This window comes from Kitasatospora sp. NPDC006697 (assembly GCF_042869935.1).
GTDB lineage: Bacteria > Actinomycetota > Actinomycetes > Streptomycetales > Streptomycetaceae > Kitasatospora.
In genome coordinates this window covers 2,981-18,360 of the sequence record NZ_JBIAGU010000048.1, presented here as the reverse complement: position 1 = coordinate 18,360, position 15,380 = coordinate 2,981, and the positions used below count along the sequence as shown (strand labels likewise).

Genomic DNA, 15,380 nt, shown 5'->3' with positions numbered 1-15,380 from the left:
GTACGGGTGCCGCGCCGGTCGGCTCCGGAGGCCGGGCCGGCGCGGCGAGTGGAGAGGAGGTCAGGGAGCCGGGACGGTGACGGCCGGCGGCTCGTAGGGAGCGGTGATCCGGTTCAGGGCGACGCGGACGCGTGCGGCGTTGGCCGTGATCCAGGAGGCGAAGAGCTCCTCGCTCACTTGGCCGCGGCAGGCCCGGGCCTCCTGCGCGGGGCTGCCGGCGCGCGCGGCGGCCGCTTCGAGGTGCGCCATCGCGGCGACCAGATCGGTGATCAGCGGCGTCTCGATGTGGGCGATCCTGCGCGCGTGGTCGCAGGCGACGGCTGGGGCAGTGGTGTTCATGCGGGTAAGTCCTTCGGTGGTAGGGGTCATTGCTCGTCGAGCGAGGCGAGCAGGGCCTGCAGGCCGGATCGGGCCGGCGGCCGGGGCCGGGACGCCGACGCGGCTGCGACCGGTGGGGTCTGTGCGGCGGGGGCCGGGCGCGGGGCCGTCCGGGCCGCCGACTTCCGGGCCGCGGGGACGGCCACCGTGACCGGCGCGGCCTGAGCGGCCCGAGGGGCAGTGCGCACGTGGACGGTGCAGGTGGCGCTGGCCAGCCGCGGCCGGCTCCGGTGCTGGGGCGAGCCCGCCAGCCGACCGTCGGCCGGGGTCGACGCGTAGACCAGAAGGCTGCGCAGCGCCCGGGCAGGATCGCGTCCGTCCAGGCGGGCGTAGCGCAGGACCCAGGCCGCACCCCAGGGCAGGACGACCATCGCCAGGACGTTCATGACGCCGAAGTGAGCCCACAACCCCCTGGTGATGACCAGGAGCAGGAAGGTGGCGACCATCGTCACGATCTGCGTGATCGTGTACGGGCCGCCGGGGAGCCGCCCGGCGCCCGGGAGCTTGCCGATCACCAACGGGTGCTTGCGCGCCCGGGTGTAGGAGTGCCCGATCAACTGCTCCTCGTCGGCGCTCACAGCACGGTTCCGTCACCGGCAGACGGCTTGATCACCGGCGGGACCACGAGGTGGATGGCCTTGGAGCCGGTGTCGTTGATCTCGGAGCCGACCTTGCCCTGGAGGCTGGGCATGTTGGCGATGCCCCACAGGACGAGGGCGCCGAGCAGGAACGCGACGGCGGTGGCCACCCAGGACTTGGTGCGCCAGTAGGCGCCGATGATGGCGACGACGACCAAGACGCCAGCGACCAGCTTGACCAGGGTGCCGACCTGGTTGGTCTTGGTCGTCGCCCAGGTGAGGATGTCGCCGGCCAGCAGGACGGTGTTCGGGTCGGTGGTGGTGTGCATCGTTCTTCTCTCTGGATCACAGGGTTAGGAGCTCGACGGCGACGGCGACGGCGAGGTGTTGGCCCCCGTGTCGTCCGTGCCGCCGGAGTTGGGGGAGGGGGAGGCCAGCTCCGGGGCGGCTCCGCGCTGGAGCACCGGGGCGGACCCGATGGAGGCGACCTCCCAGCGGCCACCGCGCGAGCGCAGCGTCAGCGCGTAGGTGAGCGGGTACGTCGCGCCGGAGGCGTCCTTGGCGTTGACCGTGGCCAGCGCCTGGCGGACGGCGCCGTCGGTGGGGACCGCCGTGCTGCTGGAGTTGCCCGAGTCGTCGGCGACGTCGGTGACATCGACGCCGGCGTAGGGCGCCGGAGCGATGGCCTGCAGGGTGACGCCGGGGGAGGTGTACCGGTCGAGCTCGCCCTTGCCGGCGAGGTACGCGCTGAGGAACCCGGCGATCGTCTGCGTCGCGGGGTCGGCGGGGTTGCTGCCGCGGTCCGTGCTGTAGCCGAGCCCGCTGGGCTTCAGCGCGCCCGGTGCTGCGACCTGGGCCGGCAGGGCCGTCGCCGCGTAGCCCGCCGCGCCGTCCTCGGACTTCTTGCTCCCGCCCGCGGACAGGGGACCCAGCACCTGGACGGGGACCTGGTAGTACTGCAGACCTGCGTCGGTCCAAGCGCCCTTGGCGTCCTTCTGCGCCACACGGGCGGCGACGGTCACCGTCCAGTAGCCCGGCTGCACCTCGCGGCTGGCCACCGCGACGGTGCGCGTGGTGCTGCGGGCCCCCGGCCGGTTGGTCAGCGTGATCGACCCCGCGAAGTAGGGGCTGAGCGAGTTCTCGGTGCCCTGCCCTGCCTCGATGTAGGCCGCCACGTACAGCTGCGCGAATCCGCTGGGCCCGGTGTCGGCGACCGACTGCGCGGCCGGTGCCGCCGCGGGCGCGCTCTGAGCCGGAGCCGAGGTGCCGAGCAGCGCCGCGACCCCCAGCAGCGGGCCGGCGGCGATCACGACCCAGGCCCCGATGCGGGCGAGCCGAACGGCGCCGGACAGGCCGGCGGTGCTGGTCTGCCAGCCGGTCTCGTCCTCGCTGTCCACGACCTCCGGCTCCGGCTGCGCCGCGGGAAGGTCGTCCCACGACTCGTCCTCGGCCGCCGGCCGGCGACGACGGAACTTCACGACGCCCTCCGCTCGGCCTGGGCGGTGATGACGGCGCGGATCCGCTCGCGCAGCTCGTCGGGGGTGCGCTGGAGCATCGACTCCCAGGCCTGCAGGGCGGCCTCGGAGTCGCGTTCCATGAAGCGGCGCAGGGCCTGGTGCACGCCGCGGTCGAGCGGAGCGAGGACGAGCGCGGTGCCCAGCTCGGTCAGCTGGCGGCGGGCTCGGGCGACGCGGGTCTCGTCCTCGTCGAGGAGAGAGTCGGAGGGTCCGTGCGGGCCGGCGAGGGAAGTGGACACGTGGTACTCCCGGTCTCGGTTGGTGGGCTGGGCGGGAAAAGGTCGTGGATGCGGATCGCCACTAGAGGTGCCGATCGGGGCCGCGGTGTGACGGTCGGTGGCCGGGAAGTTCAGACGGTGGCGAGGTAGCCGTTCAGATCGGCGTCGCGCAGCGGGCGTACCGCCCGGCTGGCGCGCTGGCGGAGCCGGGCGCCCTCGGCCCCCATGGCGCGGGTGGTACGGAACGCCTGGTCGGGGTCGAGTGCGGTGCTGAGGTAGTACTCCGTGATCCGCTGGGCGTCGGAGACCTTCAGTGCCTGGATGTCGACCGCCCACATGACCAAGGCCAGGAGCTCGGTACGGGCATCGCCGTCGATCAGCTCCGGCTCGTCCTGGCTGACGAGCTCGAGCTCGGCGGCGTGCGCCAGGAGGTCGGCGAGCTCGAACTGCAGGAGGGGGTCGGGCGACTCGGTGCCGATCAGCGGCACCTGCGGGTCGCCGGCCAGCGGCGCCAGCGACCGGGTGATCTTGCGGAGCTCGCGGCGGTCGTCGAAGTCGTCGGCCAGCGTGCTCTGGGCCAGCATCAGCGTGTCCATCGACAGGTTCGCGAAGATCGCCCGGGGACGGCGGTCCAGCGGGTAGGTGCGCACCACCTCGAACAGTGCGCTCAGGACCGTGCTGAAGATGACCTCCCAATCGACCCCGGGCCGCAGCTGGGTCTTGGCCATCAAGATGGCCTTGGGCAGGAAGATCCGGACGGCAACCCGCCAGGCCACCTCGGCGTCGAAGTCGTTGGCGGTCGCCCGCCGCAGCAGCGCGGCCAGGGCCTGGTCGTGGCCGGCCCAGTCACCGCGGCGGAAGAGCTGGACCAGCCGCTCGACGACGTCCTGGGGGGTACGGACGCCGGCGAGCTGGTCGTCCTCCTCCGACCAGCGAAGGATCAGGTCGGCAGCGCGGGGGTCACGGCTGAGGACCTCCCAGTCGCGGTTCATGCGCTGCAGGGCGCCGTACCCGGACCCGGGGAGAGCGGTGGCAGAGGCGGTGCGGTTCTTGGTGGCCACGTCCGTGCCCGTCCTTTCGCGTCATCTGGCTGATGTCGCTCACGCTCTTCGCACCCCCCTTGTCCGCGGCCTGATCGACTTCTGCGGCCGGTGCGGTCCAGGGGGAATGCCAATGAGGTCCGGCTGGACAAGGGGGCGTGGACAAGGGGGTGCGGTGCGTGGACAAGGGGGCCGCACCGCACCGCCGGCCTCGACCGCACCGCACCACCGGGGTGCGGTGCGGAGGTGCGGAGGCGCGGAGGTGAGGTGCGGCGGTGAGCTCGCTGTCCCGCACCACCGCACCGCACCAGGCCGTCGTCCTGGTGCGGTGCGGTGGTGCGGGAGGTGCGGTGCGGACGCCGCACCGGCCCCTGCCCGCCCAAGCTGGGAAGCCGTCGTGGACGCGGAGGGTGACCGGAGGGGAGAAATCACTTCCCGGGTGAGCGGCTTCCGGCACGAGCCCGCACCGTTGCCGCCGCAGGCACTGGACAGGTCCGGGCGTGCGGCGGGGCGGCCGGGGCTGACCTGGTCCAGGAGAAACGCGGCCGGGGCTGACCTGGGCAAGGGGGGCGGCCAGACACCGGACAAGGGGTCAGGGCGCGCACCGGGCCCTGGACAAGGGGGTGCTCCTGACGGCGGTCGAGCCTGGACAAGGGGGCTGCGCGGAGCCGGACAAGGGGGTGGCCAGGCGGGCGCCCCTCCCGGACAAGGGGGGCTGGGCGCTACGTTCCGCAGTCGCCGAGACGGAGCCGGGCGGGGCGTTCGGCCTCGCACACACCGGCTGTCGGCAGGCCGGCCGCCGCACCGCACCAGGCGCGGTCCGGCCGGTGCGGTGCGGGTGCGGTCGGTCCCCCGGAGCGGGCCCGCACCATCCGCACCATCCTCGACCGCACCGCGCACCGCGCACCGCACCGCCTCCCCGTGCGGTGGTGCGGTGCGGTCGAGCCAGCGACCGCGGGCACTCCGCACCCGGCGCACCGCACCCCCGGTCCGTACCTCCGCACCCCTTGGTGCGGTGGTGCGGAGCTCGCGTCCGACGACGGTGGCGGAGTGACCGCACCACCGGCAACACCGCACCCGACGTGTCGTCCCGGCCAAGGTCGGGGTCGGCCGGTTCAGGCCCGGAGGGGCGTGGTGGTCAGACAGCTGCGGTAGCGATCTCCACGATCCGATGGCGGACACAGACGTCGCGGGCCGGGAGCGCGGGGCGATCGCACGCCGCACCGTGCGCACCGCCGACGCACATCACGGGTTCTGCGGCCGAGCAGGAGGGACGGGCCAGCACCTGCGGCAGCCCGGACACCTCGGACTGGCAGAGCCGGCAGGAGCTGTCGACCAGGGCCTGGCTGATCAGGAAGATCCGGGCACCGCACCCGGTGCACGTTCCGCGCGGCGGTCCGGCGGGAACGGGCCGAGCGGCGGGAACGGGTCGGCGGATGGCGTCGTCGAGGACGCAATCCGTGCAGGATCCGGCAGGCCCAGGCCGGGTGCCGTGCTCAGGACACAAGCCCTCCGCCAGGCGCTGGCTGCGCTGACGTGCTGTGGCGCGGTCGGCGACGACCTCCGCGCACACATCGCAGCGCCGCCCGGTCGACCACATAACGCCGCTCTCGCAGTCCTGGTGTCCGCAGCCCCAGCGCGGCAGAGCCACGCCGAGCAGCCAGCGGCCCGGATCGCGGATCTCCGCGGCCATCGTCCGGGCCGCGCGGAGGGTGAGACGGTGGGTGATCCGCTCTGGGGCCATCCCGGCGCGTAGCTGCTGGCCCACTTCCCGGGCGATCTTCCGCGCGACGAAGGCGCTGTCGACCCGCTCCAGCAGCCAGTGCACCGGCTCCAACACCGCGTAGATCTCCGGGCTCAACGTCAGCTGCGGGCCGCTGTACTTGCGCCCGGACTCCGTTGACCGGCTGGTCCTCGGCTTGGGGATGGCGGGCTGGTTGTGTGCACCCGCGCGGAGCGCGAGAACCGCCGAAGGCCGACTTCGCGGCATGGGGACCGGCGGGTTTTCCACAGGCTCAGCGCCCTCTACTACCTGAATCTCGCCTACGGCGGGTGAGTCAAGCGCACCCGCGTCCTCCGGTCGGTCAGTCCTAAGTAGTTCCTCATTCGCGAGGGATCCCTCATCACCCAGCGGACCCGAGCCCTCACCAACCGGGGAACTGCCCGCCTCGGCCGCGAGGGCACCTGCCCGCCCCTGCCGGGCCTGCTCCGCGTCGCCGCTGGAAGCCGGGTCGGCCGGACCGGAGACCTCTTCTTCCCCCGGAGCAGCGACAGGGGCGATGTCGTGCGCGGTGAACAGGTGCCGTCCGCGGGCGCCGGCACGGCGCCGAACCGTCAGCCAGCGTGCCGCCTCGAGCTCGTCGACCACCTGGCCGGCAGCCGTCACGGTCAGCTGCTGGCCGGCCTTCTTGCCGGAGTGGTGAAACAGGGAGCCGGCGAGCTCCGCCTCAGTCAGCTGGAGGCCCACCGCCTGCGCGTACGCGATGATCGCGTACGCGCGCAGCTGGCGAGGCGTGAGGTCCTCCGCGGCCGCCACCGGAACCCACACGAAGGACTCCGTCCGCGACATGGGCCTGGTCCGCCGGAGCGCCGAGGTCCCTTGCCCGCCGCGCAGGGTGCGCCGCTGGGAGAGCAGTTCCACCACCTGGTCCGGAGCGGGTCGCGACAACTGCGCGAGCCCCCTCTCCACGGAGGCCTTCGAGAGGTACAGGTACGAGGCGATCGTCGCCGACTTCGCCTGGCAGCCCTCCTCGCGCATGCCGAGCGCCTTGACCTTCACGTACACCGCCAGCGCGATGTCCGCGTAGAAGGGCGAGGTGACCAGGCGCATCGGCACCTTCACCCGCTGCCGTCGGACGGGCGCGCCGCAGAGCGCCGCGGCAGGTCCCGCAGCCGCCGCCGGAGCGGAGTGCTCGCGTGAGGCGAGCGGTGAATCAGAGGAAAGAGCGGTGGTGGGCACACTTCTCCTGGCACAGCGGCCCATGGCTCGCTGCGCTGGGTTTCGCAGCCCCCGTTGATTGCAGAGGGGGCTGTTGCGTTGTCGATGTGGGCGCGGTCCTCGGCCGGTCAGAGGTGGGTGTCGGCCATAGAGGTGTGCGGGCCGGGTTCGGTGTGACGGGCAAGGCCGAAGAATTCGGCCCCCCTTGTCCACACCCGGTCCCACCGCCTCCTCGAAACCCCTCGGACCTGGCCGGAACCAGGAGCTGACCTGCAGGACAAGGGGGTGCAGCGCTGCTCTCCCCTTGTCCGCCGTATGGGCCGGCGAGTCAGCGGAGGGCGGGACGACCCGTGGGCCGGAGACGGTGCTGAGGAAGGCGGCCGATGGTCGGACAAGGGGTACGGCCGGTAGCCGGACAAGGGGTGCGGGGCGCGGCGAGAAGCTGCACCGGCGCGGGCGCGCGCGTCCCGGTGACGGGCGCGAGCGAGGAGCCTCCGCGCGCGGGTGAGGTCACGCGGGCCGAGGCAGTGGCTGAGATCAGACCCCGTCGGCGGGGTCTGAGCTGACAAAGGGCATGGCGGTACTGCAAGATGTACTCCGTCCTCTCCGGGCCTGGCCCGGGGTACGACAAAGCCCCGCTTGGGGCTGCTGCTGGTGAGGCAGTGATCATCAGACCGCGAGGTCTGAACCTCGCTCAGGGGAGCGGCAAACTCCTGATGAGCGGTGAAGGCCGGGCCGAGGAGCGGCAAACTCCGAGGCCGGCGGAGAAGGGCGAGGAGCGGCCTGGCAAAAGGCGCCCGCCCGGCGAACTACGACATCCCGCCCCCCTCAACCAGGGCGGTGCACCCACCACGCGAGCCGCACAGCAGAACAGCCCGCCGCGGCGACGTCGAAGACGCCGCTCGTTCAGCAGGCTGACTGAGTGCTTGCGCGTGGGTGCGGGTACGCTTCACCACGAGACACCGCCTTATCGGTTCTCGGTTCGATAAGCCCCCGTGACTTGCTCAAGGTCGCGGGGGCATCGTGCATTTTGAGGCCGATGCTAGATCGACTGCATGTCACCTTATCCCCATACCTGTCGTATGTGGACAGCCGATTGATGGTCGCCGCACATGGCGCGCACACACCAAAAGACCTGTCATGCCCCGGGCATTTCAGGCAGATTCCCGGCTGATCGCGACAGATGCACGCGATCAGCGCGAACCGCCGTCAGCTCGCAGAAGACGGCTTCGCCCTCATGGAACCCGGTCCGCTGGATGAAGTGCACGGGGGCGGGCCCGGATTTCAGCACGCGGGCCTCGTCGAAGGTTGCCGCTCTGGTCGACCAGCAGCTGCGGACGCCGTCCTGCCCCAGCCCGCGCTCCGCGAGCAGGCGCTCCTCGTCGACGGCCTCCGGCTCCATGAGACGGCGGGCCACGTCGGCCACCGACCGCGGGGCGAAGAACTCCCGAAACGCCCAGGGCGCCCCCGCGTGGCAGTGCAGGGTGCTGCGCACCGCCACCGTCATCCCCTCTGGCCCGTCGAGGAGGCGGGCGACTGCGGCCGGTGCTTGGCGAACCTCCGTGCGCAGTTCCTCGCCGTGGCCGAGCTGTTCCTCGCCGGCGGGCAGAAGCTGTCCGCCCTGCGTCCAGACGACTTCGAAGGCCGACGGGAACCCGATCACCCGGTAGCCGCGCTTGGGGAGCGCCTCCACCAGCCCTTCCTCGACCAGTGTCGCGAGGCCGGCCATGAGGGTGTTCCGGACCACGCCGAATCGTGGGGCGAGCGCGCGGCTGGACGGCAGGAAGCTGCCTCGGGCGAACTCCTCGGCCGCGATCGCGCGGCGCAGTTCGGCAGTGACCTGGTCCTGCGGGCTCGGCTGCGACATGAGGCACATCTTGCCGTACCGGCGCGGGCGGCCCCGGGCCATGGTCCGCTTCATCGGGCATCCCCCTTGACGTGAGCGATCTTCAGGTGCACCATCATCACACATCTGGCTCATCTGGAGTGAGCCAGATGAGCCAGATGTTTCTATGAGTGATGGAGCCCCGCCATGAGCACCCGAACCCGAATCACCGTTGCCACCGCCCTCACTGCCGTGCTGGCCCTCGGCGCCACCGGCTGCGGCCAGAGCGGCACCAAGGCCCAGCAGCCCTTCATGGACGCGCCGAAGGGCGCGATCAACAAGCAGCCGATGGACATCGTCCTGATGAGCGACGGCTTCTCCAACGTCGGCACGAAGTGCGACGGGCCGAACCGCGTCTACGTGATCTTCCACGGCAACGACAAGTACGGCTCCATCGCCGTCGCCCCGAACGACCCGCGCTGCGCCACCCGCTGACCTCAGACCGTGCCCAAGCACGGCGACCGCGGGCCGAGGCGGCCACCGACATCGCCGACAGGCCCACCCGCTCCACGCGCTCCACGCAAGCGGCCTCCGGGGCTGGACCCCCGGAGGCCGTGCGGAGCGCGTCGCCCCCGCTTCACAGGAGACGACAATCCATGAACAGCATCATGATGGCAGGCCAGCCGGCCCCCGCTGACAGCAGCGACGAGGCGGACATCGCCCTTTACCTCGCCCAGGCCGACCCGATCGACGTCCTCGCCGCCGGCGGATACCTCGCCGGCCGCGACGGCAACCTCATCGCCCGGCAACTGCGCAGGCCCCAGCTGCGCCAAGCCCTGGAGCACTCCGTCTGCCACACGGTGGCCCCTGACCCCGACCACTTCTACCAGGGCGACGAGGAGCCCGACGCCACCTGGCGCCGCCGCAGGGCCGCCACCATCCGCGACCACTGCGCCGTCTGCCCCGTCCGCGCCGTCTGCGCCGAGCTCGCACTCCGGGACGACGACCCGCACGGCGTCCGCGGCGGCCTGTCCCAGCAGAAGCTCACCGTGCGTCTCAAGACCGAGCACGAGCGGCTGGCGAGCGCCCGCGCCGACGACACCCGATCCGCGCGCGCCCAGACCGACCGGATCCAGGCCGGCGCCGACGTCCAGCGCATCGCCCAGCAGTACACCGGCAACTCCATCCCGGCCACCAGGCGAGCCGAGAACACGGCCGCGATCCTCGCCGCGGTCCAGCACCGGGACGCCCTCCGTCGCACCCACCGGGTCGCGGCCGGCTGGACGGAGGCGGCGTGATCCACCACCTGGCCCTGCCCCCTGCTGCGCTGGCCTTGACCCCCGACTGCGCCGACTTCACCACCCAGCAGTTGGCCGGCCGGCCGTGCGATGGAGGTGACCGATGATCCGCCTCATCCGCAAGGACACCCTCGCCGGCCTGCTCCGGTCGGCGGCGATCGCGCGCCACGAGGCCCGTATCGCCCGCCGCGAGCTGGCCGAACTGCGCAACCGTCACCGCCGGCTGATCAGCCACCTCGCTCGGCGCGAACCCGCCCAGGTCGTGGTCGTGCCGCTCCCCGCCGTGGCCGGCCCCGATCAGGTCAGCCCGCTGACCATCCTGCTGCTCGCGCTGTGGCACCAGGCCGACCTCGAGCGTGAGGCGTTCCGTACCTGGGTCACAGAGGAGCCCTCCCTCGTCGCCGCGGCAGAACTGCAGGCGCGAGCCGCCGAGGCCGCCCGGAGGGACAGTCCGTGACCTTCGATCCGCTCCCGGGAGCGATGCTCCCCGTCACCGAGCTGCTCACCTCCTGGCAGTTCGTCGCCGGCGCCATCGTCCTCACCCTCGGCCCGGCGCTCGCCCTGCGCCGACGGCGGGCCCTCCACGCCGCCCTCGACGACAAGCAGCGCTCCGCGGCCGCCGACCTCTACGGACGTCGCGTCGAAGACCGCCTGACGATGGTGATCGCCGCCGCGGCAGCTGCCCTGTCGGCGACCGGGCTCCGCCGCGTGGGCCGTCACCAGATGGGCCTGAGCGACCCGTTCGACCTCCTGCCCTTCATTGCCCTCGACATCGCCGCCATGGTCTGCGGGCGCCGCGCTCGCCGCCGCGCCCGCGCCGGCGAAGGACCGGGGCTGTCCGGCGTCCTCTTCTGGGTGCTTGCCGGCACCAGCTCGCTGTTCTCCGCGGCCGAAGCCGCCTCCCTACTCGGCGCGGCCGTCCGCGCGGTCTGGCCGGTCCTGGCCGCGGTCCTGTGGGAACTCGGCTCCCTGGAGGAACGCCGTGCCGCCCGCAGCAGCCGCGCCCGCCCGGACCGCCGGATGGCTCTGGTCCGCCTCTTCCACCCCGTCGAGGCCGTCCGCGTCGCCCTGCTCCTGGCCGCTCGCCAGGACCTGTCCCACGAGGAGGCCACCGCCGAGGTCCGTGTCTCCCGGGCCGCGTTCCGCTGGTACCGGCTACGCCGAGCCCAGGAAGCGGTCCGAAAAGCCGGCCGGCCGACCCGCTGGGCATACCGGCTTATGGAGGCACGGGCCGACAGCCGCGCACAGAACGCCAGCGAGCGAGCCCGGTGCGCCGACCCGGCCGTGCTGGAACAGGTCGTTGGCCGACTGCAGCTCCGCGTCCGGCAAGCGGAATGGGCCGGTATGAACCTGCGCTCCGCTGCGGCCTTCGAAGCTATGCGCGGCACCCTGATCGGAGCCGCCGGAATCGTTCCGCCTCATACCGGCACTACCCATACCGGGGCCCCGGACGACCCGGCCTCCACCGAAGACCCGCAGGTGGAGAGCAGTATGAAGGCCGCTGACGGTATGGCCGACGTCCTGACTGACGCGGAGGTGGAGGAGCAGTTCGTCCGCCTCGTGCCCCGGCGCCGCGACGGCAAGCTCGCGTGGGGCATCAACAAGTGCGCCAGCGCCGTTGGCATCGGCACACCCCGCGCCCGCAAGTTCCACAAGTCCCAGGACACCTGGCTCCCGGCCGCGGTGAGCCGGTATGGCGCCGGCACGGCAGTCCCGCTGGAACGGCACGTCGGCCAGGCCCTGGACCTGGCCAACGAGGGTCCCGAAGCAACCGACACCGAGGGCCAGCCGACAGCCCAGACCTTCGACGACGAGTTCCTTCGCGCCCTGGCCGACGGCTACGACGAGCTTCCCGGCTCCAAGCTCCTCGTCCCTGCGGGCGCCGGCCGGCGCTGACCCGCTCCATCTACCTCGCTCTGCGGATGCGCCCCGGCCGTCCGAGAGCTCCCGAATTCCCGTGAGGACCCAGCCATGCCCAGCACTGCCAGCACGCAGGCCCTGTCCTTCGACGAGCACGTCGCAACAGCGCTCGCTCTTGTCGCCGACCGGCGAGCCACCCCCTCCTCGCACGTCCCGGCCCGTCCGCGACACGCCGGAAGCCGGCGCCTCACGCTCGTCCCGCCCGTGCCCGGCGGCCCCATCAAGGACCGCGAGGCCCACCGATGAAGATGATCTCGACCGGGCGTCGTCGAGCAGAACCCGCCGTCGCACCCCGGGCCCAGCCCTGCCGACCTGCGAGGGGCCCTGGAGTAACAGCAGATATTGCTTAAGGCTATGAGTCACTGTAATATCTGATCTGCGGGCGGCGCTGGAATGCCGAGCACCGCTCATCAACGGCGTCACACCGCCGCCCACTTACACACCTCTATTGCCCGAACCCGCAGAAGCGGGGCCTTCGGCACGAACAAGGAGCACCATGTCCACCCCCAACCTGACCAAGACCTCCGCCATCAGCCTGGAGAAGATCACCGGCACCGCACCCGGCCTTATCGACAGCTACCAGTCGGCCGAGGCCACCCTCAGGGAGATCGACCTCCTGGGCCAGCGAGCCGCCGTCTACCTCGTCCTGGACCGCTCGGGCTCCATGCGCCGGTTCTACAACGACGGCAGTGTCCAGCGCCTGTCCGAGCAGGCGCTCGGCCTGGCCGCCCACTTCGACGACGACGGGATCGTGCCCCTCACGTTCTTCTCCACCGAAGTCCACACCCACAAGGTCCGCCGCGGCCTGCTCCACCGCACCGAGAAGACCATCGACCTCTCCCTGGACAACTACCGGGGTCGCGTCGCCGCGATCCACAACGGCCTCGGCCACATGGGCCGCACCTACTACGCGAGCGGCATGGAAGCGGTCATCGAGCACTACCAGCAGAGCAAGACCACTGCTCCGGCCTTCGTCATCTTCCAGACCGACGGAGCCCCGGACGACAAGCCCGCCACCACCAAGCTGCTCAAGGACGCGGCGAAGCTGCCCATCTTCTGGCAGTTCATCGGCTTCGGCAACGACCCGTTCACCTACCTCCGCAGCCTCGACGACATGCCGGTCCCCGCGGCCCGAATCGTCGACAACGCGGGGTTCTTCGCCGCCGGAGACAACCCCAGCGCCTTGACGGACAACTACCTGTACTCCCAGCTCATGGGCGAGTTCCCGAAGTGGCTCAACGCGGCCCGAGCGCAGGGCATCCTCCGCTGACCCCTGCCCCTTGAGATGCCGATGTGGCGGGGGGGCGCGGGGGGGGCGGGGGGGCCCCCCCCCCCCCCCCCGCCCCCCCCCGCCACATCGGCATCTGCCCGTGCTGGCCGGCTCACGTTGCACCGGCCAGCCGGAGCCAGTGTCACCAGCGCTCACGGTCCCTTCGCCAGCAATGACCTGGCCCACGGCCGCGCCCTGCTATCCAACTGCTTGCCCGAAGGCTGTCTGTGGTTCGTCCCCTGGACGTGCCCTGCCTCGACGGACGAACAGCAGACGAATGCAGGTCCGCTCGCCACCTGCGAAGACACCGTGAACAGCTCTGAAAGGAACTGGCCGTGGGACCAACAAGATCCGGCCCGTGGACCGCGCGTCGGGGGAGATCTCTCCCCTCCACACTGAGAATCCGGTCGGAGGGAGATCTCTCCCCGCTTCCGGTCGGCCGGGCAGCCTGCCGGGAGGGGTGATCTCTCCTCTCCGCCCAGGGTGAGCGTGTCAGAAAGTTCGTGTAAGTCCGTGATCTGGGAGGCTGGCCGGGGCCCGGCTGAGGGCTCTGGCCAGCCGGAACGGACAGAACATGGGCGAGATGGAAGGGCCGGTCGTCGAGCCGGTCGATGAGCGGTTGGTGGACGAGGTCGTCGAGCGGTTGATGGATCGCGCGGACGCCTCAGGGGCGGCCCTGCTGGGCGAGGGCGGGCTGCTGACCCAGGTCACCCGGGCGGTGCTGGAGCGGGCCCTGGACGCGGAGATGACCGAGCACCTGGGCTACGAGAAGCACGATCCGGCGGGCCGGGGCTCGGGCAACAGTCGCAACGGGACCTCGTCGAAGACCGTGCTGACCGATGTCGGGGCGGTGACGGTCGCGGTGCCCAGGGATCGCAACGGTGACTTCGAGCCGCGGCTGATCCCGAAGAACGCGCGGCGCCTGGCGGGGTTCAACGAGCGGATCCTGTCGCTGTACGCGCGCGGCATGTCGGTGCGCGACATCCGCTCCCACCTCGCCCAGATCTACGGTGTCGAGGTCAGCGCCGACTTGATCAGCAAGGTCACCGACGCCGTCGCGGACGAGCTGGCCGCCTGGCAGAGCCGGCCGCTGGACGCGGTGTGGCCGATCATCTACATCGACGCCCTGTGGGTGAAGATCCGCTCCGGCGCCGTGAGTTCGAAGCCCGTCTACCTCGCGGTCGGGGTGGACATGGACGGCCGCAAGGACGTCCTGGGCCTGTGGGTCGGCGCCGAGGGCGAGGGCGCCACCACCTGGATGGCGGTGTTGTCCGAACTGCGAAACCGGGGCGTCGAGGACGTGTGCATCGTCTGCTGCGACGGGTTGAAAGGCCTGCCGGAGGCGGTGACCGCCACCTGGCCCCGCGCGACCGTGCAGACGTGCGTGATCCACCTGATCCGGGCCTCGCTGCGGCTGTCCTCCGGCAAGGACCGCTCCAAGCTGGTGCCGGCCCTGCGGGCGATCTACAGCGCGCCGACCGAGCAGGCCGCCGAGCTGGCCCTGGACGAGCTGGCCGCCTCCGAGCTGGGCGAACGCTACCCGGCCGTGGTCCGCACCTGGCGGGCGGCCTGGAGCGAGTTCACGCCCTACCTCGCGTTCCCACCCGCGATAAGGAAGGTCGTCTACTCCACCAACATGGTCGAGTCGATCAACTCCCGCTTGCGCAAGGCCACCCGCAACCGTGGCCATTTCCCTTCCGAGCAGGCCGCGTTGAAGGTGCTCTACCTCGCGGTGCGGGAGCAGATCGCCCCCAGGGCACACGACATCAACCACGTCGCCGCACACTGGAAGGAGGCACTGAACCAGTTCTCACTCTTCTTCGAGGACCGGCTCAGCATCCGATAACCACAAAGGACTTACACAAGATCGCTTACACGCCCCCCAGGGTGGAAAGGAAGCGCCGAGGGCGGGCGGGGGAGTGACATCTCCTCCCAGCGGCCGGCGACATTCGCCGTTGCTCGTGCGTCTGGAGGAGATTTCTCCCCCAGACAGAGGTCTCGGGGCCACGACGGCCGAGAGCGGACAGGAGGTTCCGTTTGGGGTTCCCTTTGGAGTCCTGTTTGGAGTTCTCTTTCAGGTTCTCTTTCAGGTTCCGTTTGGAGTTCCCTTCCATTCGAGTCGTTGGAAGCCAAACAGGCAGGTCAAAGGCACGGACAAGGGGACTTCGGTACGCCGACTACTTCCCTACGGGCCTATGGCAGAGCTGGATGGACGTGCGAAGAAACATCAGCCGGAGTGGGAGAGAGCAGGTAGAGCCGGCGCGCGGACGGAGGAGGAGCGGGGTTGGAGCGGTACGGACGACGGACGGAGGAGGAGCGGGGTTGGAGCGGTACGGACGACGGACGGAGGAGGAGCGGGGTTGGAGCGGTACGGACGACGGACGGAGGAGGAGCGGGG

General features: G+C 71.4%; 14 protein-coding genes. 6 read left to right on the top strand and 8 right to left on the bottom strand.

The genetic code is table 11. The features are described from left to right. Positions 1-60: 60 nt before the first annotated feature. The 8 genes from ACFYNO_RS39150 to ACFYNO_RS39115 all read right to left on the bottom strand — a co-directional run bounded on the left by ACFYNO_RS39150 (position 61) and on the right by ACFYNO_RS39115 (position 8,590). Positions 61-339 (bottom strand): hypothetical protein, encoded by a 279-nt coding sequence (locus ACFYNO_RS39150; RefSeq protein WP_388022990.1) that lies wholly within the window; start codon positions 337-339, stop codon positions 61-63. Between the two features lie 26 nt (positions 340-365). After that, positions 366-956: a hypothetical protein gene (locus ACFYNO_RS39145; RefSeq protein ID WP_388022988.1), complete on the bottom strand. Its 591-nt coding sequence runs from the start codon at positions 954-956 to the stop codon at positions 366-368. After that, positions 953-1,285 carry a hypothetical protein gene (locus ACFYNO_RS39140; RefSeq protein WP_388022986.1) on the bottom strand — a complete coding sequence of 111 codons (333 nt, stop codon included), beginning with the start codon at positions 1,283-1,285 and terminating at the stop codon, positions 953-955. The genes ACFYNO_RS39145 and ACFYNO_RS39140 overlap by 4 nt, the downstream gene beginning before the upstream one ends. A 24-nt stretch (positions 1,286-1,309) precedes the next feature. Then, positions 1,310-2,434, bottom strand: a complete 1,125-nt coding sequence (locus ACFYNO_RS39135; RefSeq protein WP_388022985.1) for a conjugal transfer protein — start codon at positions 2,432-2,434, stop codon at positions 1,310-1,312. After that, positions 2,431-2,712 carry a hypothetical protein gene (locus ACFYNO_RS39130; protein ID WP_388022982.1) on the bottom strand — a complete coding sequence of 94 codons (282 nt, stop codon included), beginning with the start codon at positions 2,710-2,712 and terminating at the stop codon, positions 2,431-2,433. Before ACFYNO_RS39130 ends, ACFYNO_RS39135 begins: the two co-directional genes overlap by 4 nt. A gap of 110 nt (positions 2,713-2,822) precedes the next feature. Next, entirely contained in the window at positions 2,823-3,752 is a 930-nt protein-coding gene (locus ACFYNO_RS39125) for a hypothetical protein (RefSeq protein WP_388022981.1), read from the bottom strand. Between the two features lie 1,117 nt (positions 3,753-4,869). Then, the gene (locus ACFYNO_RS39120; RefSeq protein WP_388022979.1) at positions 4,870-6,561 is read right to left on the bottom strand and encodes a hypothetical protein; all 1,692 of its coding nucleotides are present in this window, start codon (positions 6,559-6,561) and stop codon (positions 4,870-4,872) included. Between the two features lie 1,246 nt (positions 6,562-7,807). After that, positions 7,808-8,590, bottom strand: coding sequence for a GntR family transcriptional regulator (locus ACFYNO_RS39115; protein WP_388022977.1), 783 nt, complete (start codon positions 8,588-8,590; stop codon positions 7,808-7,810). Between the two features lie 111 nt (positions 8,591-8,701). Between ACFYNO_RS39115 and ACFYNO_RS39110 the strand changes: the two genes are divergently transcribed. The 6 genes from ACFYNO_RS39110 (at position 8,702) to ACFYNO_RS39085 (ending at position 14,828) form a co-directional block, all read left to right on the top strand. Continuing rightward, complete coding sequence (locus ACFYNO_RS39110; protein ID WP_388022974.1) at positions 8,702-8,989, top strand: hypothetical protein; 288 nt, start codon at positions 8,702-8,704, stop codon at positions 8,987-8,989. Positions 8,990-9,150: 161 nt separating this feature from the next. Then, positions 9,151-9,792, top strand: coding sequence for a WhiB family transcriptional regulator (locus ACFYNO_RS39105; protein ID WP_388022971.1), 642 nt, complete (start codon positions 9,151-9,153; stop codon positions 9,790-9,792). 103 nt (positions 9,793-9,895) lie between these two features. Continuing rightward, positions 9,896-10,249 carry a hypothetical protein gene (locus tag ACFYNO_RS39100; protein ID WP_388022970.1) on the top strand — a complete coding sequence of 118 codons (354 nt, stop codon included), beginning with the start codon at positions 9,896-9,898 and terminating at the stop codon, positions 10,247-10,249. After that, positions 10,246-11,688, top strand: coding sequence for a hypothetical protein (locus ACFYNO_RS39095; protein WP_388022968.1), 1,443 nt, complete (start codon positions 10,246-10,248; stop codon positions 11,686-11,688). The genes ACFYNO_RS39100 and ACFYNO_RS39095 overlap by 4 nt, the downstream gene beginning before the upstream one ends. A gap of 520 nt (positions 11,689-12,208) precedes the next feature. Further along, the gene (locus tag ACFYNO_RS39090; RefSeq protein WP_388022966.1) at positions 12,209-12,982 is read left to right on the top strand and encodes a VWA domain-containing protein; all 774 of its coding nucleotides are present in this window, start codon (positions 12,209-12,211) and stop codon (positions 12,980-12,982) included. 574 nt (positions 12,983-13,556) lie between these two features. Further along, entirely contained in the window at positions 13,557-14,828 is a 1,272-nt protein-coding gene (locus ACFYNO_RS39085) for an IS256 family transposase (protein WP_388022963.1), read from the top strand. Positions 14,829-15,380 lie beyond the last annotated feature (552 nt).

What these genes read in the sequence shown, in the direction of transcription:
- ACFYNO_RS39150 (WP_388022990.1), bottom strand. Translation starts at nt 339, where the DNA reads ATGAACACCACTGCCCCAGCCGTCGCCTGCGACCACGCGCGCAGGATC.
- ACFYNO_RS39140 (WP_388022986.1), bottom strand. Translation starts at nt 1,285, where the DNA reads ATGCACACCACCACCGACCCGAACACCGTCCTGCTGGCCGGCGACATC.
- ACFYNO_RS39120 (WP_388022979.1), bottom strand. Translation starts at nt 6,561, where the DNA reads ATGCGCCTGGTCACCTCGCCCTTCTACGCGGACATCGCGCTGGCGGTG.
- ACFYNO_RS39115 (WP_388022977.1), bottom strand. Translation starts at nt 8,590, where the DNA reads ATGAAGCGGACCATGGCCCGGGGCCGCCCGCGCCGGTACGGCAAGATG.
- ACFYNO_RS39110 (WP_388022974.1), top strand. Translation starts at nt 8,702, where the DNA reads ATGAGCACCCGAACCCGAATCACCGTTGCCACCGCCCTCACTGCCGTG.
- ACFYNO_RS39105 (WP_388022971.1), top strand. Translation starts at nt 9,151, where the DNA reads ATGAACAGCATCATGATGGCAGGCCAGCCGGCCCCCGCTGACAGCAGC.
- ACFYNO_RS39100 (WP_388022970.1), top strand. Translation starts at nt 9,896, where the DNA reads ATGATCCGCCTCATCCGCAAGGACACCCTCGCCGGCCTGCTCCGGTCG.
- ACFYNO_RS39090 (WP_388022966.1), top strand. Translation starts at nt 12,209, where the DNA reads ATGTCCACCCCCAACCTGACCAAGACCTCCGCCATCAGCCTGGAGAAG.
- ACFYNO_RS39085 (WP_388022963.1), top strand. Translation starts at nt 13,557, where the DNA reads ATGGGCGAGATGGAAGGGCCGGTCGTCGAGCCGGTCGATGAGCGGTTG.